This is a genomic window from Candidatus Pantoea gossypiicola (assembly GCF_008632075.1).
Classification (GTDB): domain Bacteria; phylum Pseudomonadota; class Gammaproteobacteria; order Enterobacterales; family Enterobacteriaceae; genus Pantoea; species Pantoea gossypiicola.
Map to the genome: position 1 here is coordinate 49,814 of NZ_VWVM01000015.1, position 21,546 is coordinate 71,359.

Annotated in this window: 19 protein-coding genes; 12 read left to right on the forward strand and 7 right to left on the reverse strand. The window is 57.7% G+C overall.

All coding sequences use genetic code 11. From position 1 onward, the window contains the following. Window positions 1–6 precede the first annotated feature (6 nt). The 3 genes from fhuA to hrpB all read right to left on the reverse strand — a co-directional run bounded on the left by fhuA (window position 7) and on the right by hrpB (window position 7,532). Window positions 7–2,214 (reverse strand): ferrichrome porin FhuA, encoded by a 2,208-nt coding sequence (fhuA, locus tag F3I20_RS17705; RefSeq protein WP_150010729.1) that lies wholly within the window; start codon window positions 2,212–2,214, stop codon window positions 7–9. Window positions 2,215–2,415: 201 nt separating this feature from the next. Next, complete coding sequence (gene mrcB, locus F3I20_RS17710; protein ID WP_150010731.1) at window positions 2,416–4,950, reverse strand: bifunctional glycosyl transferase/transpeptidase; 2,535 nt, start codon at window positions 4,948–4,950, stop codon at window positions 2,416–2,418. Window positions 4,951–5,048: 98 nt separating this feature from the next. Continuing rightward, entirely contained in the window at window positions 5,049–7,532 is a 2,484-nt protein-coding gene (gene hrpB, locus F3I20_RS17715; RefSeq protein WP_150037661.1) for an ATP-dependent helicase HrpB, read from the reverse strand. Window positions 7,533–7,568: 36 nt separating this feature from the next. Between hrpB and thpR the strand changes: the two genes are divergently transcribed. From thpR to panD, 9 genes are all read left to right on the forward strand, one after another. Further along, on the forward strand, window positions 7,569–8,126 hold the full coding sequence (thpR, locus tag F3I20_RS17720; protein WP_150010735.1) for an RNA 2',3'-cyclic phosphodiesterase: 558 nt from the start codon (window positions 7,569–7,571) through the stop codon (window positions 8,124–8,126). Then, window positions 8,104–8,808: a DNA/RNA nuclease SfsA gene (sfsA, locus tag F3I20_RS17725; RefSeq protein ID WP_150010737.1), complete on the forward strand. Its 705-nt coding sequence runs from the start codon at window positions 8,104–8,106 to the stop codon at window positions 8,806–8,808. Before thpR ends, sfsA begins: the two co-directional genes overlap by 23 nt. Before the next feature lie 247 nt (window positions 8,809–9,055). Next, window positions 9,056–9,511, forward strand: a complete 456-nt coding sequence (gene dksA / locus F3I20_RS17730; protein WP_008925615.1) for an RNA polymerase-binding protein DksA — start codon at window positions 9,056–9,058, stop codon at window positions 9,509–9,511. A gap of 73 nt (window positions 9,512–9,584) precedes the next feature. Next, window positions 9,585–10,463 carry a tRNA glutamyl-Q(34) synthetase GluQRS gene (gene gluQRS, locus F3I20_RS17735; protein WP_150010741.1) on the forward strand — a complete coding sequence of 293 codons (879 nt, stop codon included), beginning with the start codon at window positions 9,585–9,587 and terminating at the stop codon, window positions 10,461–10,463. 86 nt (window positions 10,464–10,549) lie between these two features. Continuing rightward, window positions 10,550–11,968 (forward strand): polynucleotide adenylyltransferase PcnB, encoded by a 1,419-nt coding sequence (gene pcnB / locus F3I20_RS17740; protein ID WP_218832235.1) that lies wholly within the window; start codon window positions 10,550–10,552, stop codon window positions 11,966–11,968. After that, the gene (gene folK, locus F3I20_RS17745; RefSeq protein ID WP_150037660.1) at window positions 11,965–12,450 is read left to right on the forward strand and encodes a 2-amino-4-hydroxy-6-hydroxymethyldihydropteridine diphosphokinase; all 486 of its coding nucleotides are present in this window, start codon (window positions 11,965–11,967) and stop codon (window positions 12,448–12,450) included. Before pcnB ends, folK begins: the two co-directional genes overlap by 4 nt. An 83-nt stretch (window positions 12,451–12,533) precedes the next feature. Then, window positions 12,534–13,328, forward strand: coding sequence for a 3-methyl-2-oxobutanoate hydroxymethyltransferase (panB, locus tag F3I20_RS17750; RefSeq protein WP_150037659.1), 795 nt, complete (start codon window positions 12,534–12,536; stop codon window positions 13,326–13,328). Window positions 13,329–13,343: 15 nt separating this feature from the next. Continuing rightward, window positions 13,344–14,198: a pantoate--beta-alanine ligase gene (gene panC / locus F3I20_RS17755; RefSeq protein ID WP_150037658.1), complete on the forward strand. Its 855-nt coding sequence runs from the start codon at window positions 13,344–13,346 to the stop codon at window positions 14,196–14,198. A 47-nt stretch (window positions 14,199–14,245) separates the two neighbouring features. Next, entirely contained in the window at window positions 14,246–14,626 is a 381-nt protein-coding gene (gene panD / locus F3I20_RS17760; RefSeq protein WP_013356815.1) for an aspartate 1-decarboxylase, read from the forward strand. A 126-nt stretch (window positions 14,627–14,752) separates the two neighbouring features. Here panD and F3I20_RS17765 read toward each other — a convergent pair whose 3' ends face one another. Both F3I20_RS17765 and F3I20_RS17770 read right to left on the reverse strand, forming a co-directional pair. After that, window positions 14,753–15,523: an ABC transporter permease gene (locus F3I20_RS17765; protein WP_150010749.1), complete on the reverse strand. Its 771-nt coding sequence runs from the start codon at window positions 15,521–15,523 to the stop codon at window positions 14,753–14,755. Next, the gene (locus tag F3I20_RS17770; RefSeq protein ID WP_150010751.1) at window positions 15,520–16,449 is read right to left on the reverse strand and encodes an ABC transporter ATP-binding protein; all 930 of its coding nucleotides are present in this window, start codon (window positions 16,447–16,449) and stop codon (window positions 15,520–15,522) included. Before F3I20_RS17770 ends, F3I20_RS17765 begins: the two co-directional genes overlap by 4 nt. A gap of 108 nt (window positions 16,450–16,557) precedes the next feature. On the opposite strand from F3I20_RS17770, the gene can reads away from it, so the two are divergent. Next, window positions 16,558–17,214: a carbonate dehydratase gene (can, locus tag F3I20_RS17775; protein WP_033784496.1), complete on the forward strand. Its 657-nt coding sequence runs from the start codon at window positions 16,558–16,560 to the stop codon at window positions 17,212–17,214. A gap of 81 nt (window positions 17,215–17,295) precedes the next feature. On the opposite strand, the gene hpt is transcribed toward can, so the two are convergent. Further along, a complete protein-coding gene (gene hpt / locus F3I20_RS17780) occupies window positions 17,296–17,832 on the reverse strand; it encodes a hypoxanthine phosphoribosyltransferase (RefSeq protein WP_105099563.1) in 537 nt (178 codons plus the stop codon). Window positions 17,833–18,067: 235 nt separating this feature from the next. Here hpt and F3I20_RS17785 point away from each other — a divergent pair, with 235 nt between their 5' ends. Continuing rightward, window positions 18,068–19,351: a cystathionine gamma-synthase family protein gene (locus F3I20_RS17785; protein ID WP_150037657.1), complete on the forward strand. Its 1,284-nt coding sequence runs from the start codon at window positions 18,068–18,070 to the stop codon at window positions 19,349–19,351. On the opposite strand, the gene cueO is transcribed toward F3I20_RS17785, so the two are convergent. After that, window positions 19,352–20,947: a multicopper oxidase CueO gene (gene cueO, locus F3I20_RS17790; RefSeq protein WP_150059928.1), complete on the reverse strand. Its 1,596-nt coding sequence runs from the start codon at window positions 20,945–20,947 to the stop codon at window positions 19,352–19,354. A 181-nt stretch (window positions 20,948–21,128) separates the two neighbouring features. On the opposite strand from cueO, the gene F3I20_RS17795 reads away from it, so the two are divergent. Further along, window positions 21,129–21,476 carry a YacC family pilotin-like protein gene (locus tag F3I20_RS17795; protein ID WP_150010759.1) on the forward strand — a complete coding sequence of 116 codons (348 nt, stop codon included), beginning with the start codon at window positions 21,129–21,131 and terminating at the stop codon, window positions 21,474–21,476. Window positions 21,477–21,546: the final 70 nt, after the last annotated feature.

Sequence of the window (21,546 nt, forward strand, 5' to 3'; positions counted from 1 at the left end):
GTTAAATCAGAATCTGAAGGTCGCGGTGCCGACAATCTGGCGTTCCGCACCCCAGTAGCAGGCGTATTCACGGTAGCAGCTGGCGACATACTCGCGATTGAACAGATTGTTGACGTTGACGCCTACCGTCGAGCCAGGCAGGCCGAAGCGACCCAGATCGTATTTCAGCGCCGCATCCACCGTGGTGTAACCGGCTACCTTAAAGTTCTGGTTCTGCTCAGTGCCGGTGCTGTAAAGCCCCTGGCTTTCCCCAACGTAACGCACACCTGCGCCCACTGTCACACCTGACAAGGCGGTTTCGTGGAAGGTGTAGTCGCTCCAGAGTGAAGCCATATGCTTCGGCACCTGCACCGGCGTTTTGCCTTTGAGCTGGGTGTCTTCAGTATATTCCGCATCGGTGTAGGTGTAGGAGGCCGTCAGATTGACGTTAGCGTTCAGCGCCGCTTTAGCTTCCAGCTCTACGCCGCGCGACCGGATTTCACCGCTCTGTACGCTGGCAAACGGATGATTAACCGTATCCGGATCGGCAGTCAGGTTTTTGGTTTTGGTAAGCTGGTAAAGCGCGGCGGTGAGCACCACCGGACGATCTTTCGGTACATATTTCACGCCCGCTTCATACTGCTTAGCGCGTGACGGATCAAATGCCTGCCCCTCATAGGTTGAACCCGCATTCGGAATAAAGGCTTCGCTGTAGCTGAAGTAAGGCGCGATTCCGTTATCAAACACATAGTTCAGCCCCCCACGCCAGGTAAAGGCCTGATCGTTCTGGCGATCAACGCTATTCGCCACCCGATCGTAAACCGAGGTCATGGCGTAGTCGTAGCGGCCACCCAGCGTCAGCACCCAGCGGTTCCATTCCATCTGATCCTGTGCATAGAGGCCGGTCTGACGCTGCTTATTCAGATGCTGATAAGGATCGGCAAACGGCGTCACGCTATCATCGCCATATTGCGGGTTAACCGCATTCAGGCTGGATGCCGAGCCAAACTGTGCGTCGATATCATTACGCGTACGCTGGAAGTCCACACCCAGCAGCAGCGTATGATCGACCTGGCCGGTGGCAAACTTTGCCTGTGCCTGAGTATCTACGGCAAACTGATTCAGCTTTTCGCTGGAGGCCGCAGAACCACGGGTAATCTCCTGGGTTGCGGTATTGAAACCATTGCCATAAATACTGCGGTAATCGGTGCGCAGGTCGGCGTAACGCAGGTTCTGGCGCAGCGTCCAGGTGTCATTGAGGGTATGCTCGGCGTTATAGCCCACCATTTTGGTGGTGCGCGATATCTTATTGCTCTGCTCGCCCTCGTCGAAGTCGGTCGGCAGTTTGTACTGGCTGCCATCGGCACGGGTGATCGGCACCACGGTGCCCTGACGCGGCAGCCAGCCGTAATAGCCGGTTTCTGGCTCGTTCTGGAAATAGGTCAGCAGATCAATGCGGGTGCGATCGTCGGGACGCCAGCTGAATGACGGCGCGATGGTGTAGCGCTTCTCTTTATTCATCGACTGCTGCGCATCCTGACTGCGCGCCTGACCGGTCAGGCGATAGCTGTAGACGCCGTTATCATCCAGCGCGCCACCAAAGTCAAAGCCGGTCGAGAAGAGATTGTCGTTACCCATCTGGAACTGTACTTCGCGCAGGGTTTCCTGGGTGGGACGCTTGCTCACCAGTGAGACAACACCGCCCGGATTGCTTTTACCGTAGAGCACCGACACCGGACCGCGCAGCAGTTCGGCGCGCTCCAGAAAGTAGGGATCGATGGCAAACTCGGAGTAGTTATCTCCCTGCAGTTTCAGGCCATCCAGATACTGGTTGGTATTGGTTTCGCTGAAGCCGCGAATCGAAAGCGCATCAATCACGTCTGAGCTGCCACGGTTGCCGGTCAGCACGCCAGGCGTATAGTTAAACGCCCCTTTCACGCTGGTCACGTTGCGCATTTCCATCTCTTCGCGGGTAACCACGGAGACAGACTGCGGATTTTTTTCAATCGGGGTATCGGTTTTGGTGCCGGTGGCGCTGCGTTTCGCCGCCACCGTCGGTGCCGGTCCCCAGGCGCTTTCCGCCTCGACGCCGCTGCCGCCATCCGCTGAGACCACCATGGTCTCCGTCTGAGCAGCGTAAAGCGAGGTACTCAGGCTCAGTGAGATCATGACGCCCAGAAGCGGCCGGGAAAATGTTTTTTTGGTGTTGTCTGCAAAAGTCGTTCGCGCATTCATAAAAAGGTGTCTCTTAAAATAGGCTCAGGCGAGCGAATCGAAACGATAATGATTATTATAACGGATTGGATAATATGCGAACTTCAGCGACGACTGCAAGCAGAAATCCCAGCAGTGACGCCGTTTGCAGGGCCGTTTACCCGTATTAATCAAAAACAAAAAAAGGACGCCGAAGCGCCCTTTTTAACCTGTCTGACTGATTTATTTGCCAAACATATCTTTTATCCAACCGGCTACGCCGTCGCTGTCTTTCTGCTCCTGCGGTTGCTGGGCCGGTTGCTGTTGTTGCTGTTGTTGCTGTTGTTGCTGGTCAAACAGCTGTTGCTGCTGCTGAACCTGCTGCTGCTGTTGCTGACACAGCGCATTCGGATCCAGCGCCCACACCGGCAGAGATCGCCAGGTGCTGCTGCCCGTACCGCAGACAAAGTTACCGGCAGAATCCACATTCATCAGTGACACATCTTCTGGCGGCGTCAGCTGCAACGGCATCGGTGCCTGATTGTCGAGGTAGCGACGGTAGAGCTGCATCGCACCGCTGGCACCATAGAGTTTGGTCGGCTGGTTGTTATCGCGTCCCACCCAGGTGATCGCCACTTCTTTGCCATCAATACCGGCAAACCAGCTATCGACCAGATCGTTGGTGGTACCGGTTTTCCCGGCCAGATGCGCATTCGGGAAACGCGCGCCCAGCGCACGGGCGGTGCCGTGATCGGCGACCTGCTGCAGGGTATAGAGCGTCAGATAGGCGGCCTGAGCCGGTTCAACACGCTGCGCCTGCGGATAACTCTGATAGAGCACGCTGCCATCTTCTGCGATCACCGACCGCACCGCCGACAGCTCAGCGCGGTTACCGCCGCTGGCAATCGACTGGAACGCCTGCGCCACTTCAACCGGCGTCAGGTTAAGCGCACCCAGCAGCATCGCTGGCACCGGATTGAGCTGCTCTTTCGGCACACCCAGCTTGTTCCAGGTATCGACCACCGCATCCAGCCCCAGCGTCATACCGAGGTTAACCGTCGGCACGTTCATGGAGTTGGTCAGCGCGTCCACCAGCATCACTTTGCCGCTGAAGCGACGGTCGTCGTTCATCGGTTTCCACACGGTGCCATTTGGCTGCTTCAGCGCAATCGGCTCATCGGCGATCCAGCTGTTCAGGCGGTAGCTGTTTGGCTGGCTCAGCGCGGTGAGATAGGTCGCCGGTTTCGCCAGGGAACCAATAGAGCGACGCGCCTGCAGCGCACGGTTGTAACCGGCATACTGCGGATCGGCACCACCGACCATGGCACGGACTTCGCCGCTGAAGCGGTCAACCACCACCATTGCGGTTTCCAGATCCTTCAGGCCGCGCTGTTTTTTCAGCGTCGGGATGCCGTCAACCACCGCTTTTTCGGCCGCATCCTGAGAGACCGGATCCAGCGTGGTAAAAATCTTCACGCCGGAGAGATCTTTCACTTTATCGCCCAGTTTCGCCTGAAGCTCGTTACGCACCATCTGCATAAAGGCAGGCTGTGGCGTGATCACACCGCCCTTCGGCTGCACGCCCAATGGACGCGCCGACAACATGTCGTACAGCTCCTGGTCGATCACTTGCTGCTGCTGCAACAGGCGCAGCACCAGGTTGCGGCGTTCCAGCGCCAGTTTCGGGTTGCGCCACGGGTTATAGAGCGACGCCCCTTTCACCATGCCGACCAGCATCGCCTGCTGATCCAGACTCAGCTCATCCACCGGACGGCCAAAGTAGTAGAGGCTCGCCAGCGGGAAGCCGCGAATCTGATCGCTACCCGCCTGACCGAGATAGACCTCATTCAGGTAGAGCTCCAGGATGCGATCTTTGCTGTAGCGCGCATCCATGATCACCGCCATATAGGCTTCACGCGCTTTGCGCCACAGCGAACGCTCATTGGTCAGGAACAGGTTCTTCACCAGCTGCTGCGTCAGCGTACTGCCACCCTGCACCGCTTTCCCGGCCGTGATGTTCGCCAGGAAGGCGCGACCAATGGAGTACGGGCTGATGCCATCATGCTCATAGAAATGGCGATCTTCAGTGGCGATCAGCGTATCGACCAGCAGATCCGGGAAACCGGTACGCGGCACGAAGAGTCGCTGTTCACCATTCGGCGACTGCAGCATGGTGATCAGACGCGGATCGAGGCGGAAAAAGCCAAAATCACGGCCGGTTTCGAGGTTTTTAATCTCGCTCAGCTCATCTTTGGTAAAGCTCATGCGCGCGTGGATTTGCCCCTCTTTACTGTCGGGGAAATCAAACGGGCGACGCAGCAGATCAATGGTGTTGCCCTTCACCGAAAACTCGCCGGGGCGCGTAATACGGGAGACTTCGCGATACTGAGTCCCTTCCAGCAGCGCCACCATTTCACTTTTGTTGTAGGCCATGCCCGGTTCCAGGCTGACCATGCGGCCATAGACGGTGGCGGGCAGTTGCCACACCTTACCGTCAATACGACTGCGAATTTCCGAGTCGAGGTAGATGCCCCACGCGGCCATGACCACCACAAACACCAGGAACAGTTTAATTATCCATCCCAGCCAACGGCGTTTGCCGCGCGGCGGTTTTCCACCTTTACCTTTACGTGGCACCGGCGCTTCCTCCTCGTCATCATTAAAATCGTCCTGATCGATATCCTGTTCGATATCCCTGCGTCGTCCCCGGCCCGCACTGCTGCGCGGCGGCAACGGTTTACCTTTGCGCCCTATTGGTTCGCGATCGTTCCCAGACATTACTTTTCTTCTCCAGGCAGTGCTTACGGCAGCGCCGCTACTCTAACTGCTTTCTCGCGTGCCGCATGGCAGAACCCTCTGAATTCGATCCAGCGGACTCAACCCTGCGGGGACATTTTTTTGGTTCGCCTTGTTGGCAAGGCGGTGGCCGGATCCTCTGGCCAGAGGTGTTTCGGATAGCGTCCCTTCATCTCTTTCCTGACCTCCGGCCAGGCACCGCGCCAGAACGCCGCCAGATCACGGGTAATCTGCAACGGGCGCTGGGCGGGCGATAACAGCTCAAGCACCAGCGGGATGCGTCCTTCCGCCACGGTGGGATTCTGCGCTTCGCCAAACATCTCCTGAATCCTGACTGCCAGCGCGGGCGGCTTATCCGCATCGTAGCGGATTGGAAGCCGGCTTCCGGTCGGCACAGTGTAATGAGTTGGCAGCACACTATCCAGCCGCTGACGTTGTGACCATGTGAGTAAATGTAAGAGCGCCGTGGTCAGGTTTACTGACTGCAGGCTACGCAGATCGCGTACTGCTGACATTTGCGGCAGCAGCCACTGCGGCAGGCTCTCAAGCAGGCTTTCGTCATCCATGGCGGGCCAGTTCTCTTCCGGCAGCCACTGCGCCGCACACTGAATGCGCAGGCGCAACTGTTCGGCATCCGGCGTCCAGCCCAATACCGACAGCCCTTTTTCGGCGATCCAGCGCAGCATAGCCGCGTGAAGCACATCCGGCTCCGGGCGCGCCATCGGCTGGGTCTTCAGGATCAGCGCGCCAATCTGCTCACGTCTGAACGCACGCAGCGTGCCCTTCTCTTCGTCCCACTCCACTTCGGTCCGGCGCTCAATCAGTGCGGGCTGCTGCTGGCACAGCGTTTCAATATCAACCGGCAGTGCCAGCAACATCCGGGCATCCGGCGTCGCACTGCCCTGCAACAGAGCGGGTGCAATCAGCCATTCGTTGCGCGTCAGGCCATCCTGCTCATCGAGTCTGGCCCCCAGCCCGTTGGCCAGCTGATAGCGACCGCTCTGGTCGCGACGCCGCGCCAGCCGATCGCCAAACCCTACCGCCAGCAGGCCAGCGAAGCGATCTTCATCGACCCGTCCGCCACGGATTTTAAGCCGCTGCTGCCACTGCTGCGCCCGCCTCTGCCATTGAGCCTGTGGCCGATGCAGCGCATCACGCAGATCGGCACTGCCGCTGCGCGGAGGATCTTCCAGAATTGCCACCAGCAGCGCGGCGCTGGCGACCGCATCCGGCTCATCGCCTGCGGCACAGAGCATAGCAGCAAGCCGCGGATCGCAACCCAGCTGTGCCATACGCCGTCCCAGTGTGTTGAGCAGGCCGTTGCTGTTCAGAGCACCCAGACGGGTCAGTTGCTGTTGCGCTGCAATCAGATTTCTGGCGGGCGGCTGATCCAGCCACTGCAGCTGTTGCGGCCCGGTACAGCCCCACTGCAGCAGATCCAGCCACAGCGATGAGAGATCGCTGTTCACGATTTCCGGTTCGCTCTGCGCTGCTGCACGTGACGCCTGCTCCTGCGGCAGCAGATGCAGGCAGATCCCTGGCATCAGTCGCCCGGCGCGACCTGCGCGCTGGATCATTGAGGCCTGGCTGATGCGCTGGGTCTGCAGACGCGTTACGCCGCTGCGGGCATCAAACAGGGCGCTGCGTTCCAGCGCACTGTCGACGACCAGACGAATCCCCTCAATGGTCAGGCTGGTCTCGGCGATATTAGTGGCGAGCACCACTTTGCGACGTCCAGCAGCGGCGGGCAGAATCGCCCGGCGCTGCGCCGCCAGCGGCAGTGCACCGTAGAGCGGCGTCAGATCCACATCGTCACTGATGCGTAATTCCAGCTCGCGCTTCACCCGTTCAATTTCCGCCACGCCCGGCAGAAACAGTAACAGTGAACCCTCTTCATCGCGCAGCAACTGAGCGACTTCACGCGCGACCGCCTCTTCAAAGCTTACGTTCTGATTCAGCGACGCGTAACGCCGCTCAACCGGATAGCTGCGCCCTTCTGAAATAATCAGTGGCGCATCCGGCAGTAGCGCCGCCAGCCGGGCATTATCCAGCGTGGCCGACATCAGCATGATTTTAAGATCGTCGCGCAGCCCCTGCTGCACATCGAGCAGCAGCGCCAGCGCCAGATCGGCCTGCAGGCTGCGCTCGTGAAACTCATCGAGGATCACCAGCGACACGCCCTCCAGCATCGGATCGTGCTGAAGCATGCGCGTGAGCATCCCTTCGGTAACGACTTCCAGCCGGGTTTCTGGCCCGACGCAGCTTTCGCCACGCATCCGAAATCCCACCGTGGCACCCGGCTGTTCGCCGAGCTGTTCCGCCAGCCGCTGCGCCACATTACGCGCCGCCAGCCGGCGTGGCTCCAGCATAATGATGCGTCCCGGCAGCGCCGCCTGCTGCAACAACTGCAGCGGCAGCCAGGTCGATTTGCCCGCGCCGGTAGGGGCGGCCAGCAGGATTTGAGAGGCGTCACGCAGTGCCGCCAGGATGTCTGGCAGCACCGCGCTGACCGGTAAATCGCTCACAGCAAACTCCGCTTCTGCCTGTGCTAAGATGGCGCGCATTGTAGCATCCATCCGTGATATTTGCCGGAGAGCGCCATGGCGACACAACGCTTATTTTTTGCCATCAGCCTGCCTGACGACATGCAGCAACAGCTGGTGCGCTGGCGGGCCGACACCTTTCCTGCAGAGGCCGGCACGCCCGTGGTCGCAGCGAATCTGCACCTGACGCTGGCGTTTCTGGGTGAGGTTGCACCGGAAACCTCACAACGCCTGCAGACGCTGGCCTCCCGCATCGTCCAGCCCGGTTTCGATCTCGACCTGGATGATGCCGGGCACTGGCCGCGTCCCGGCGTGGTCTGGCTCGGCTGCCAGCGCGCGCCTCGCGGCCTGCTTCAGCTCGCCAGCCTGCTGCGGGCGCAGGCCGCCCGACATGGCTGTTATCAAAGCCCACAGCCGTTTCATCCGCACATCACGCTGTTACGCCAGGCCATCCAGCCGGTTGCATTGCCACCACGCGGTTTTCACTGGCGTTTTCGCGTCTCCACCTTTTCACTGTTTGCCTCTGACTATGCCAGAGGGCGTACCCGCTATCGCGCGCTGGCCAGCTGGCCATTAACGTCTCAGGATCCGCATGCACTTCTCTCCGCCCCTTAAATCCGCCCGCCTGATCGTCCGTTACAAACGTTTCCTGGCCGATGTCGAGACGCCAGAGGGCGAAGTGCTGACGATCCACTGCGCCAACACCGGGGCCATGACCGGCTGCGCCACACCGGGCGATACCGTCTGGTATTCCACATCCGACAGCCTGACGCGCAAATATCCCCACAGCTGGGAGCTGACCGAAACGCAGCAGGGCCATTGGATCTGCGTAAATACCCTGCGTGCGAATCAGCTGGTGGCTGAAGCGCTGGACCAGGATCGGCTGCCATCGCTGGCCGGTTATTCGCATCGACAGGCGGAAGTGAAATATGGCAGTGAAAAAAGCAGAATTGATTTCCTGCTCAAAGCAGAGGCACGACGCAACTGCTATATTGAGGTGAAATCCGTAACCCTTTTACATGAAGGTAAAGGCTATTTTCCGGATGCGGTGACGGTTCGAGGACGAAAACATCTGCGCGAGCTGGCGACAGTGGCGGCAGAGGGTCATCGGGCCGTTTTGTTGTTTGCCGTTTTGCACTCGGGGATTGAGGACGTTTCTCCGGCACGTCACATTGATGCGGCGTATGCAGAACAACTGGCTCAGGCGCAACGGGAAGGTGTAGAGGTTTTAGCGTATCAGGCAGACTTATCGGCGGAGGGAATGTTTCTTAAATCGCCGATCAACGTAACCTTGTAATATCTTTTGCAATTTTATGTGGTAAGAATGTTCTGAACTAAGGGCTGATTACGCTGTTCCTCACAGGCTTGTCAAGGTGTGTTCATCAAGAATTGCCAACCCTGACTGCTTCTGTTATTTATAGCGGCCTGTTTTTTTCCCCAATGGGGGATCGATGTACCCCGCAGACGTCAGATGCAGGCCGGCAGCAACGCCCCTGCGGGACGTCAGTCAGAGGGTATAGTGCGTGTTATCCAGGAGAAGCAACATGCAAGAAGGTCAAAACCGTAAAACATCGTCCCTGAGTATTCTCGCTATCGCTGGCGTTGAGCCTTATCAGGTTAAGCCTGGCGAAGAGTATATGAACGACGCGCAGCTGACCCATTTTCGCAAGATTCTGGAAGCCTGGCGTAATCAATTGCGGGACGAAGTCGATCGTACCGTATCGCATATGCAGGATGAAGCCGCTAACTTCCCGGACCCGGTTGACCGTGCCGCGCAGGAAGAGGAGTTCAGCCTGGAGCTGCGTAACCGCGATCGCGAACGTAAACTGATTAAAAAGATCGAGAAGACACTGAAGAAAGTCGAAGACGACGACTTCGGTTATTGCGATTCCTGTGGCGTTGAGATTGGTATCCGCCGTCTCGAAGCACGTCCTACTGCCGATCTCTGTATCGACTGTAAGACGTTAGCAGAAATTCGTGAGAAACAAATGGCCGGCTGATGCCGCGTCCAGCCTGTTACCGCGCAGTGGAACAACGACTGTTTTGTCCACTGCGTGGTCACTTCTGAATCCTATGTCATCCTCCTGCATTGGTCGCTTCGCCCCTTCTCCCTCTGGTGAACTTCATTTTGGCTCGCTGATTGCTGCCCTGGGCAGTTACCTGAGCGCGCGCGCGCAAAACGGCATCTGGCGGGTGAGAATTGAAGATATCGATCCGCCGCGGGAAGTGCCAGGTGCCGCCAGCCGCATCCTGCATCAGCTGGAACACTACGGTTTGACATGGGATGGCGAGGTGCTGTGGCAGTCGCAACGTCATGAGGCCTACCGTGAGGCGCTGGCCTGGCTGCAGCAGCATCGTCAGAGCTATTTCTGCACCTGTCCCCGACGTCGCATTCAGGAGATTGGCGGTTTCTATGATGGTTACTGCCGTGAACGGCAACGTGGACCAGAGAATGCCGCGCTGCGTTTACGCCAGCATGCGCCGGTCTTTGCGTTTGATGACCGATTACGCGGGCGCGTAGAGGCGGACAGGCGTCTGGCACAGGAAGATTTTATTATTCACCGTCGCGATGGTCTGTTTGCCTACAACCTGGCGGTGGTCGTCGACGATCATTTTCAGGGCATTACCGAAGTGGTGCGCGGCGCAGATTTGATTGAACCGACGGTACGGCAGATTGCACTTTATCAGCAGTTTGGCTGGCCGGTGCCGGCCTGGCTGCATCTGCCGCTGGCGCTTAATCACGATGGCAATAAGTTATCGAAGCAGAATCACGCGCCTTCACTGCCCGATGGCGATGCCAGACCCCTGCTGGTAGCGGCATTGCGCTTCCTCGGACAGCCTGTTTCACGCGGCTGGCAGGACTTAACGCAGGACAAACTGCTGTCTGACGCGGTGTCACAGTGGAATATCGCTTTGATGCCGCAACAGAACGCCCTGAAACCGGATGCATAGACAACAGCATTCTCAAACGGTTCTCAACAGGCTATGATTAGCCGCTGATTTTACCTACACCCTTATTGCCACTGTCGAGGTGTCCCATTTTTACCCGAGTAGCTAATTTTTGCCGGAAAGTCCTGAAGCGTGATGAAGAGGAAGCCCCAGCAGAGGTTGAACCAGAGCGTCTGATGACCATCATCCCTCGTGAAAGCCATACCATCTCACGTAAAGACATCAGCGAAAATGCCCTCAAAGTGCTCTATCGCCTGAACAAAGCCGGTTATGAAGCCTATCTGGTAGGCGGTGGCGTGCGCGATTTGCTACTGGGGCAAAAACCCAAAGATTTCGACGTGACCACTAACGCCACGCCTGAGCAGATGCGCAAGCTGTTCCGCAACTGTCGCCTGGTCGGTCGCCGTTTCCGACTGGCACACGTGATGTTTGGCCCGGAAGTGATCGAAGTTGCCACCTTCCGTGGACATCATCAGGTTGAAGAGATTGCGGAAGATCGCAACAGTTCGCAGCGCGCCCAGAGCGGCATGCTGCTGCGCGACAATATCTTCGGCTCTATCGAGGATGATGCCCAGCGCCGCGATCTCACCATCAACAGCCTCTACTACAGCGTGGCTGATTTCAGCGTGCGCGACTACGTTGGCGGCATCAGCGATCTCGAACAGGGCATCATTCGCCTGATTGGCGATCCGGAAACCCGCTACCGCGAAGATCCGGTGCGCATGCTGCGCGTCGCGCGCTTTGCCGCCAAACTTAATATGAGCATTGCGCCGGAAACCGCCGAGCCGATTCCACGTCTGGCCTCGCTGCTGCGTGATATCCCGCCCGCGCGGCTGTTTGAAGAGTCCCTGAAGCTGTTGCAGGCGGGTTATGGCTACAGCACTTATCTGAAGCTGTGTGAATATCAGCTGTTCCAGCCGCTGTTCCCAACGCTGGCGCGCAACTTCACGGAAAACAGTGACAGCCACATGGAGCGGATGCTGGCACAGGTGCTGAAAAACACCGACAACCGCATTCATAACGACATGCGCGTGAATCCGGCGTTCCTGTTTGCGGCAATGTTCTGGTATCCGCAGCTTGAAGCGGCCGAACGCATTGCGCAGGAGAGTGGCCTGACCTACTTCGAAGCCTTTGCGATGGCGATGAACGATACGCTGGACGAAGCCTGCCGTGCGCTGGCGATTCCAAAACGTATTACCTCGCTGATCCGAGATATCTGGCTGCTGCAATTACGCATGTCACGCCGTCACGGTAAACGCGCCTGGAAACTGATGGAGCATCCGAAATTCCGCGCCGCATACGATCTGCTGGCGCTGCGGGCGGAAGTGGAGAACAACCCGGAGCTGCTGCGTCTGAGCCAGTGGTGGGGGGAATTTCAGGTGGCTGCGCCGCCGCATCAGAAAAACATGCTGAATAACCTGGGTGACGATCCGGTGCCGCGCAATAAATCGCGTCGTCCGCGCCGCCGCTCTTCCGCACCACGTCGTGACAATCAAAACGTGTCATGACACGGGTTTACCTCGCATTAGGCAGTAATCTGGCCGATCCGCTGCATCAGGTTGATGCAGCGCTGACGGCACTGGATGCATTACCGCAGACGCAACGCATCGCGACCTCGCCGTTCTACCGTACACCGCCTTATGGCCCGCCCGACCAGCCCGATTTTCTCAATGCCGCCGTGGCGCTGGAGACCAATCTCAGCGCTGAAGCCCTGCTTGACCATACCCAGCAGATTGAGCGGGATCATGGTCGGGTGCGTAAGGCGGAACGCTGGGGGCCGCGCACGCTGGATATCGATCTGATGCTGTTTGGCGACGCCGTAATCAACACTGAGCGGCTGATTGTGCCGCACTATGACCTGCTGAATCGCGCCTTTATGCTGGTGCCGCTGCTGGCGATTGCGCCCGATGCCCGTCTGCCCGATGGCCGCGCACTCAGCGCCGTTCTGGCCACCCTCGACAGTCGCAGCATCACGCTGTGGCATGGCTGATCAGACAAACGCACATCTCTGATTCCGCTCTTTCACGCTATCCAGTAAACTGCGCCCATCAGAATTCCTGAGTTGAGAGCGCCATGAAACCCACCACGATTTCACATCTGCGTCAGGCGAAAGCCAGCGGTAAAAAATTCGCGACGCTGACCGCCTACGATTTCAGTTTTGCCCGCCTGTTTGCTGATGAAGGCATTCAGGTGCTGCTGGTTGGTGATTCCTTAGGGATGACGGTGCAGGGGCACGACTCCACCCTGCCGGTCACGGTTAGCGACATCGCCTATCACACCGCCGCCGTGCGCCGTGGTGCGCCACAGGCCCTGCTGCTCGCCGACCTGCCCTTTATGAGTTATGCCACGCCAGATCAGACCTTTGAGAGTGCCGCACAGCTGATGCGTGCCGGTGCCAATATGGTGAAACTGGAAGGCGGCAGCTGGCTGGCTGAGACCGTACAGAGGCTGACCGAACGCGCCGTGCCGGTGTGCGGTCATCTTGGCCTGACCCCGCAATCGGTAAATATCTTTGGCGGCTATAAAGTGCAGGGGCGTGATGAGGCCGGTGCCGATCAGCTGCTGGCCGATGCGCTGGCGCTGGAAGCGGCAGGCGCACAGCTGATGGTGCTGGAGTGCGTGCCGGTGTCGCTGGCACAGCGGATCACCGAGGCGCTCACCATCCCGGTGATCGGCATCGGTGCCGGTAACGTCACCGATGGTCAGATTCTGGTGATGCATGACGCGCTGGGCGTGACCGGTGGTCACATTCCCAAATTTGCCAAAAATTTCCTGGCGGAGACCGGCGACGTTCGCGCGGCGATTCGCCACTATATCGCCGAAGTCGAGGCCGGAACCTATCCGGCGGCAGAGCACAGTTTCCAGTAATTCAGGAGAGTCACCGTGTTGATTATTGAAACGCTGCTGATGCTGCGCCAGGAAGTCCGCCGCTGGCGTCAGCAGGGTAAACGCATTGCGCTGGTGCCGACCATGGGCAACCTGCATGAAGGCCATCTGACGCTGGTGGATGAAGCCCGGTCGCGCGGCGACATCGTCATTGTCTCGATATTCGTCAATCCGATGCAGTTTGATCGTGCCGATGATTTAGCCCGCTACCCGCGCACCCTGCAGGAAGATTGTGAAAAGCTGAACCGTCACCAGGTTGACGTGGTCTTTGCCCCGTCACCGGCTGAAGTCTATCCGCAGGGCGCGCAGAATCAGACCTTTGTTGAAGTGCCGGTGCTCTCTTCCCTGCTGGAAGGGGCAACGCGTCCAGGCCATTTTCGCGGCGTGGCGACCATCGTCAGCAAACTGTTTAATCTGGTGCAGCCCGATATTGCCTGTTTCGGTGAAAAGGATTTTCAGCAGCTGGCTATCATTCGTAAAATGGTGGCTGATATGGGCTTCGACATTGAGATTGTTGGCGTGCCAACCGTGCGGGCCAAAGATGGCCTGGCGCTGAGTTCACGCAACGGCTACCTGACAGACGATGAGCGTCAGCTGGCCCCGGTGCTGAGCCAGGTGATGCATCAGATGGCTCAGCGACTTGAGAACGGCGAGCGTCACATTGAAGAGATCATCGAGGCCGCCAGCGAGTCTCTGCTGGCACAGGGATTGCGTCCTGATGGCCTGGCAATCTGTGATGCGGACACGCTGCAGCCGCTGACAGTGGACAGCCAGCGTGCGGTGGTGCTGATGGCCGCCTGGCTGGGTAAAGCCCGACTGATTGATAATCAAACTGTTGACCTGACGCTGTAACTACGCCCGCTGCAGGTTATTTTATTTCTCTGATAAGGTTTCTGGCTATGATTCGCACAGTTCTGCAAGGCAAATTGCACCGCGTAAAAGTGACGCAGGCGGACCTCAACTATGAAGGCTCCTGCGCTATCGATCAGGATTTCCTGGATGCTTCCGGCATTCTGCAATATGAAGCGATCGATATTTACAACGTCACTAACGGTCAGCGCTTTTCCACCTACGCTATCGCGGCTGAGCGTGGCTCGAAAATTATTTCGGTCAACGGTGCGGCTGCCCGCTGCGCCTGCGAAGGCGATATTTTAATTATCTGCTCATATGTGCAGGTAGAGGATGCCGTCGCGCGTCAGTGGCAGCCTAAGGTCGCCTATTTTGAAGGTGACAACCAGATGAAGCGTCTGGCGAAAGCGTTGCCGGTACAAATCGCCTGATTAATTGATCGCCTGACAAAAAAGGGCCGCCCTTAAAATGGGCGGCCCTTTTTATTTCTGCTTCTGCAATTAAACCACTAAAGCCACGCCCTTATCGCAGCGTGGCCCTTACCATTCAACCTATTGTCAGGTGCGCAGTCCGCGTCCGCGCTGAATCAGCGCATAGACCAGCCAGTAGAACACCAGAATAAAGGCCACCAGTACCGAGAGCGTAAACACCAGCGGCACATCATTAATGCCCAGGAAGCCATAACGGAATCCGCTAATCATATAAACAATTGGATTCAGTTTAGAGATAGCCTGCCAGATCGGCGGCAGCAGACTCAGCGAATAAAATACGCCGCCCAGATAGGTCAGTGGCGTCAGCACAAAGGTCGGGATCAGGCTGATATCGTCAAAGGTGCGCGCAAAGACGGCGTTGAGCAGACCGGCCAGTGAAAACAGAATCGCGGTCAGCAGCAGCGTAATCGCCACCATCGGCCAGGAGTGAACGTGGAACGGCACAAAGAACAGCGAAATAGCCGTTACCAGAATGCCGACGCAGATGCCACGCGCCACACCGCCGCCCACATAGCCGGCAATGATAATGTGGGTCGGCACGGGTGCAACGAGCAGCTCTTCAATGTTGCGCTGGAATTTGGCACTGAAGAAGGACGATGCCACATTGGCGTAGGCGTTGGTGATGACCGCCATCATGATCAATCCCGGCACGATAAACTGCATATAGCTGAAGCCGTGCATCTCACCAATGCGCGACCCGATCAGGTTGCCAAAGATGATGAAATAGAGCGTCATGGTGATGACCGGCGGCACCAGCGTCTGGATCCAGATACGGGCGAAACGGTTAACTTCTTTGGCCCAGATGCTTTTCAGTGCCACCCAGTACAAATGTGTCATGCTTTTGCTCCTGTTTTTCCCTGCGTCGTCAGGCCAACGAACAGCTCTTCCAGACGGTTGGCTTTATTGCGCATACTCAGCACCTGCACACCCTGCGCGCTCAACTGGCTGAAGACGCTGTTGAGGCCCTGCTCACGCAGCACTTCCACTTCCAGCGTTGAGGTATCGGTCAGCCGGTACTGGAACCCCTCCAGCTTTGGCAGCGGACTGCGCGGTGCCAGATCCAGGATAAAGGTTTCTGATTTGAGCTTGGACAGTAGCGCTTTCATCGAGGTGTTCTCCACCAGCTCACCGCTCTGGATAATGCCGATGTTGCGGCACAGCATCTCGGCTTCTTCCAGATAGTGGGTGGTGAGAATGATAGTCGTGCCTTTGGCATTGAGATCTTTCAGGAACACCCACATTGAACGCCGCAGTTCAATATCCACGCCAGCCGTCGGCTCATCCAGAATCAGCAGTTTTGGTTCGTGCATCAGTGCGCGGGCGATCATCAGGCGGCGCTTCATCCCGCCGGAGAGCATGCGCGCACGCTCAGTGCGTTTTCCCCACAGGTCGAGCTGCTTCAGATACTTTTCCGCCCGCTCATTGGCTTCACGACGCTCAACGCCGTAGTAACCCGCCTGATTCACGACGATCTGCATCACCGTCTCAAACGGGTTGAAGTTAAACTCCTGCGGCACCAGGCCGAGCTGGCGCTTGGCATTCACCACATCTTTTTCTAAATCGTAGCCAAACACCCGCACGCTACCTTCGGATTTATTGACCAGCGAACTGATAATCCCGATGGTGGTAGATTTACCGGCACCGTTTGGCCCCAGCAGTGCATAAAAGTCACCCGCTTCAACGTTAAGATCGATGCCCTTCAGCGCCTGCACGCCGCCGGGATAGGTCTTGGTCAGCCGGGAAAGTTCCAGTGCATAAGTCATTCTGCATCCATACCCTGTTTTGATGGCATTGCAATGCCGTTTAAATTTATCAGGCCCTGGCATATAGTACGCGCGCGCACTTTGCGCAGTAACCGGTCGCTCAACGCCATGACAGACATCAATACCCTGATCAGAAACAACCGCGAATGGTCAAAACTGCTGGTTGAAGAAGATCCCAGCTTTTTTGAGCGGCTCGCCCAGGCACAAAAACCGCGCTTCCTGTGGATTGGCTGTTCTGACAGCCGTGTCCCTGCCGAGCGCCTGACAGGACTGGAACCGGGCGAGCTCTTTGTTCACCGCAACGTCGCCAATCTGGTGATCCACACCGATCTGAACTGTCTGTCCGTGGTGCAGTACGCTATCGAAGTGCTGGAAGTGGAACACGTTATCGTATGCGGCCACTACGGCTGCGGCGGCGTGCAAGCGGCGATGGATAACCCGGAGCTGGGATTAATCGACAACTGGCTGCTGCACATCCGTGACCTCTGGTACAAGCATAGCGTGTTGCTGGGGGAACTCCCGCCGGATAAGCGCCTGGACAAACTGTGCGAAATCAACGTTATTGAACAGGTCTATAACCTGGGGCACTCGACCGTTCTGCAATCTGCCTGGAAACGTGGCAAGGATGTCTCCCTGCACGGCTGGGTTTACGGCATTCAGGATGGCTGCCTGCGTAACCTGGATGTCACGGCAAACAGCCGGGAGATCCTTGAACAGCGCTACCGTCACGGCATTGCTAATCTGCAGATGAACGGCGAGGCCTGAGCCGATCGCGGCGTAAAACGCGACATAGCCTACACCAGGCAACCGGTGCAGGCCTTGGAAGAATGTGCGGTCAGATCAGTATCAGGATTCCAGCGGCACCACTTTGCCGATGTAAGGCAGATGGCGATAGTGCTGAGCATAGTCGATACCAAAGCCCACCACGAACTCATCCGGAATTGCAAAGCCGACATACTCGACATTGACTTCAACTTCACGGCGCTCTGGCTTATCCAGCAGGGTACAGATCGCCAGTGATTTTGGCTGACGCAGTTGCAGAATCTCACGCACTTTGCTCAGGGTGTTACCGGAGTCGATGATATCTTCGACGATCAGCACATCCTTGCCACGAATGTCTTCATCCAGATCTTTCAGGATTTTCACATCACGCGTGCTGGACATGCCGCTGCCGTAACTGGACGCCGTCATAAAGTCGACTTCATGCGGCACATCAATGGCGCGACAGAGATCAGCCATGAACATGAATGAGCCGCGCAGCAGCCCCACCAGCACCATATCGCTGCCGCTGTCGCGGTAGTGCTCGTTAATCTCTTTGCCCAGTTCAGCGATGCGCGTGGCGATTGCCTGTTCAGGGATCATCACTTCAACAGTGTGTTTCATTGCGTTCAGCCCGGTTACGTCAGAAAAGCCCCGAAGTCTATCACAGACGCAACAGCGACGACTGTGCGACCCTGCATGCAAACGATTACGTCGCGAAAATTATTACCTGTGGCCTTTAAGTCACTGAAATGCGTATTACCTTAGAACATTCTGGCATTTACCAGCATGATTCGCTGCGTGGTAGCCTTTATCCAACATATCGTTACCCTACTCGCGCCGCTGGCCGGAGATCACAATGACTTCATCATCAAGCAAAAAGACGCATATCGGCGACAGGCCGCTGCACCCCGAAACCCAGATGCTGAACTATGGCTATGATCCCCGCCTCTCTGAAGGTGCGGTAAAGCCGCCGGTGTTTCTGACCTCGACCTTTGTCTTTGACAGCGCCGAAGAGGGACGGGACTTCTTTGATTATGTCTCAGGTCGTCGTGAGCCGCCGGAAGGTAAATCGGGTGGGCTGGTCTACTCCCGCTTTAACCATCCTAACAGCGAAATTGTTGAAGACCGGCTGGCGGTTTATGAGCAGGCGGAGAGCTGTTCACTCTTCTCTTCTGGCATGGCCGCCATCTCTACGGCCCTGCTGACGTTTGCCCGCCCGGGCGAGGTGATTCTGCACTCCCAGCCGCTGTATGGCGGCACCGAAACGCTGCTCAGCAAAACGCTGCACAATCTGGATATTAAAGCGGTTGGTTTCAGCGACGGGAATGATGAAGTCAAAGTGCGTGAAGCCGCTCAGCAGGCGATGGCTCAGGGCCGGGTAGCGGTGATCCTGATTGAAACACCTGCAAATCCCACCAACAGCCTGGTCAATATCCGCCTGATGGCACGCATTGCCGATGAGATTGACCAGCAGCAGGGTTCACGACCGATTATCGCCTGTGACAACACGCTGCTCGGCCCGCTGTTCCAGCAGCCGCTGACGCTGGGCGCGGATCTGTCGCTCTACTCGCTAACCAAATATGTGGGCGGTCACTCAGACCTGATTGCGGGTGCCGCGATGGGCAGTAAGGCGCTGATGGCGAAAGTCCGCGCCCTGCGCAGCGCCATCGGTACGCAGCTGGATCCGCACTCAAGCTGGATGCTCAGCCGCTCGCTGGAAACGCTGTCGCTGCGGATGGAGAAAGCCTTTCACAATGCCGAAGCGGTCGCGGCGTTTCTGCGCGATCACCCGAAAGTGGCGAAACTGCACTGGCTGCCCTATCTGGATGCGGAGAGCGCTGAAGGGAAAACGTATCGCGAGCAGTGCAGCGGCGCGGGTTCGACCTTCTCGTTCGATATCGTCGGCGATCAGCCCGCTGCGTTCCGTTTTCTCAATGCGCTGTCGCTGTTTAAACAGGCGGTTAGCCTGGGCGGCACCGAGTCGCTGGCCAGCCATCCTGGCAGCACCACCCACTCCGGCGTGCCGCAGGCGGTGCGTCAGCGTATTGGTATCACTGACGCCACGGTACGGCTGTCAATTGGCATCGAGAACGCCGGTGACCTGATTGAAGACATCAGGCTGGCGCTGGATCAGGCGTAATCAGCTTACGGTAAAGCCCAGCATCATGCCGGTATCTTCATGCTCCAGCAGGTGGCAGTGGGCCATATAAGCGTGTTCGGCGGCGGCGACATAGTTGAAGCGCACCAGCACTTCACTGCGCCAGCCGTCGACATTCACCATATCTTTCCAGCCCTGCCGATGCGGGGCGGGCGGTTTGCCGTTCTCGGAGAGAATACGGAACTGGGTGCCGTGAATGTGGAACGGATGCAGCATGGCGTCGCCTTCACCTGAAATCGTCCACTTCTCATAATCACCCAGCTTCACCGCAAACGACGGTTTGGTCATATCAAAGGCCTGGCCGTTGATCTTATTGCCGTTGCGGAAATCGTAACCTGCGGGCAGCGTATTGCCGTGCATGCTGTGATCCATCCCTTCCATGTTTTCCATCGGCTCTGCCGCCGTTTTCTGCGGCGTCTGCAGCATCGAATGATGACCGCCCTTGCCCATCGCTTTCTCGCCGTAGCGCTGCATCAGCGCCTGCATCCCCTGCTGGTCCGGCTGCGGGTCCATCATCAGCTGCAGCCAGCGTGTCGTCAGTCCGTCGGTGGCGGGAAGCGCAGGCAGCGTCGCCAGCTTATCCGGCAGCGTGGCGCTGGCCATCACCCGCAGCGGCAGGATCTGTACCAGCGGCAGCGGCTGGTCAAACGGCGGCAGCGTCATGCCCATCTGTTCGGTCGGCAGCGTCACCAGATCAAACGCTTTACCGTCAGAAGTATCGATCATCACCTCGAAACGCTCACCCGGCAGGATCGGCAGTGCGTCGAGCTTCACCGGCTCAGCCAGCAATCCACCGTCGCTGGCAATCACATAGAGAGGACGTTTATCACTGGCGGCAACGTGCAGCGAACGGGCATTACAGCCGTTCAGCAGACGCAGACGCAGCCAGCCGCGCGGCACCGCATGCTGCGGATACTGCACGCCGTTGGTCAGCATCATGTCGCCAAACCAGCCCACGGCTGCGCGCATCACGTCGAGCTGATAATCGATGCGGCTACCCTCTTTGGTCAGCTGCTTATCCTGGAAAATCAGTGGCACATCATCCACGCCCCACTGCGTGGGCAGACGCAGCGTGCCGCTCTCCTTATCTTCCAGCAGAATCAGTCCCGCGAGTCCCTGTGCGACCTGGTGCCCGGTTTTGCCATGCAGATGCGGATGATACCAGCAGGTTGCAGCGGGCTGGTCAGGGGTAAAAGAGACCTGACGTGAGCCGCCTGCCGCGATCACTGCCTGCGGACCGCCATCTACCGCGCCGGGAATTTCCAGCCCGTGCCAGTGCAGGGTTGTCGCTTCGCTGAGCCGGTTATGGATGTTCACCGTCACCGGTTTGCCACTCTGCATCTTCAGCACCGGTCCCAGCAGGCTGCCGTTATAGCCCCAGGTCGGCACCGCTTTGCCATTCCACTGCGTGGTGCCCCGCATCGCGGTAAGGCTGTAGCTGCCCCTGGCATCCGGCTCCAGCAGTGACGGAACCGGCAGCAGCGGACGGGTGGCTGCCATCAGCGAACGGCTCCAGAGTGGTAAGGCCCCGGCTGCACTCAGTGCGGCGGTGAGTTTCAGGAAGTGGCGACGTTGCATGGTGATCATCCTTGTGGCATCAGAGCGCACAGCCTAAACCCTGACCTTATGGGAAGGTCAAGTGCTAGCCGTGAGAATCTGATGAAAAAAGGCGGAGCAGCGGCTCACAGCGCCAAATTAATCGAAAACCTGAGAATAACTGTGCTAACGTCATGAGTAATATCCATTGAAGAGAACGACTATGAAGCAAAGCATCAAGATCCTGCTGCTGACGGGACTCCTTGGCTTCTCCTCCACCAGTTTTGCCCTGAGCGAATCCGAAGCGGAAGATCTGGCCGATCTCACGGCGGTTTTCGTCTATCTGAAAAATGATTGTGGCTATCAGGATTTACCGGACGCACAGATTCGCAAAGCGCTGGTCTTTTTTGCCCAGCAGAACCGCTGGGATTTAAGCAATTACAGCAACTACAACATGAAAGCGCTGGGTGAAGACAGCTATCGCGATCTCAGCGGCATCGCCATCACCAACGACAAAAAGTGCAAGTCACTGGCCCGCGATTCACTGAGCCTGCTGGCCTACGTCAGGTAATTACTCTGCCCTCTGCTGTCGGACATTGACCGTGCAACCACGGTCAGTGTTAGCTATCATGTGCCGCCCA

Excerpts from the sequence above, each read along its gene's own strand:
- fhuA (WP_150010729.1), bottom strand. The coding sequence starts at position 2,214 with ATGAATGCGCGAACGACTTTTGCAGACAACACCAAAAAAACATTTTCC.
- mrcB (WP_150010731.1), bottom strand. The coding sequence starts at position 4,950 with ATGTCTGGGAACGATCGCGAACCAATAGGGCGCAAAGGTAAACCGTTG.
- hrpB (WP_150037661.1), bottom strand. The coding sequence starts at position 7,532 with ATGCGCGCCATCTTAGCACAGGCAGAAGCGGAGTTTGCTGTGAGCGAT.
- thpR (WP_150010735.1), top strand. The coding sequence starts at position 7,569 with ATGGCGACACAACGCTTATTTTTTGCCATCAGCCTGCCTGACGACATG.
- sfsA (WP_150010737.1), top strand. The coding sequence starts at position 8,104 with ATGCACTTCTCTCCGCCCCTTAAATCCGCCCGCCTGATCGTCCGTTAC.
- dksA (WP_008925615.1), top strand. The coding sequence starts at position 9,056 with ATGCAAGAAGGTCAAAACCGTAAAACATCGTCCCTGAGTATTCTCGCT.
- gluQRS (WP_150010741.1), top strand. The coding sequence starts at position 9,585 with ATGTCATCCTCCTGCATTGGTCGCTTCGCCCCTTCTCCCTCTGGTGAA.
- folK (WP_150037660.1), top strand. The coding sequence starts at position 11,965 with ATGACACGGGTTTACCTCGCATTAGGCAGTAATCTGGCCGATCCGCTG.
- panB (WP_150037659.1), top strand. The coding sequence starts at position 12,534 with ATGAAACCCACCACGATTTCACATCTGCGTCAGGCGAAAGCCAGCGGT.
- panD (WP_013356815.1), top strand. The coding sequence starts at position 14,246 with ATGATTCGCACAGTTCTGCAAGGCAAATTGCACCGCGTAAAAGTGACG.
- F3I20_RS17765 (WP_150010749.1), bottom strand. The coding sequence starts at position 15,523 with ATGACACATTTGTACTGGGTGGCACTGAAAAGCATCTGGGCCAAAGAA.
- F3I20_RS17770 (WP_150010751.1), bottom strand. The coding sequence starts at position 16,449 with ATGACTTATGCACTGGAACTTTCCCGGCTGACCAAGACCTATCCCGGC.
- can (WP_033784496.1), top strand. The coding sequence starts at position 16,558 with ATGACAGACATCAATACCCTGATCAGAAACAACCGCGAATGGTCAAAA.
- hpt (WP_105099563.1), bottom strand. The coding sequence starts at position 17,832 with ATGAAACACACTGTTGAAGTGATGATCCCTGAACAGGCAATCGCCACG.
- F3I20_RS17785 (WP_150037657.1), top strand. The coding sequence starts at position 18,068 with ATGACTTCATCATCAAGCAAAAAGACGCATATCGGCGACAGGCCGCTG.
- cueO (WP_150059928.1), bottom strand. The coding sequence starts at position 20,947 with ATGCAACGTCGCCACTTCCTGAAACTCACCGCCGCACTGAGTGCAGCC.
- F3I20_RS17795 (WP_150010759.1), top strand. The coding sequence starts at position 21,129 with ATGAAGCAAAGCATCAAGATCCTGCTGCTGACGGGACTCCTTGGCTTC.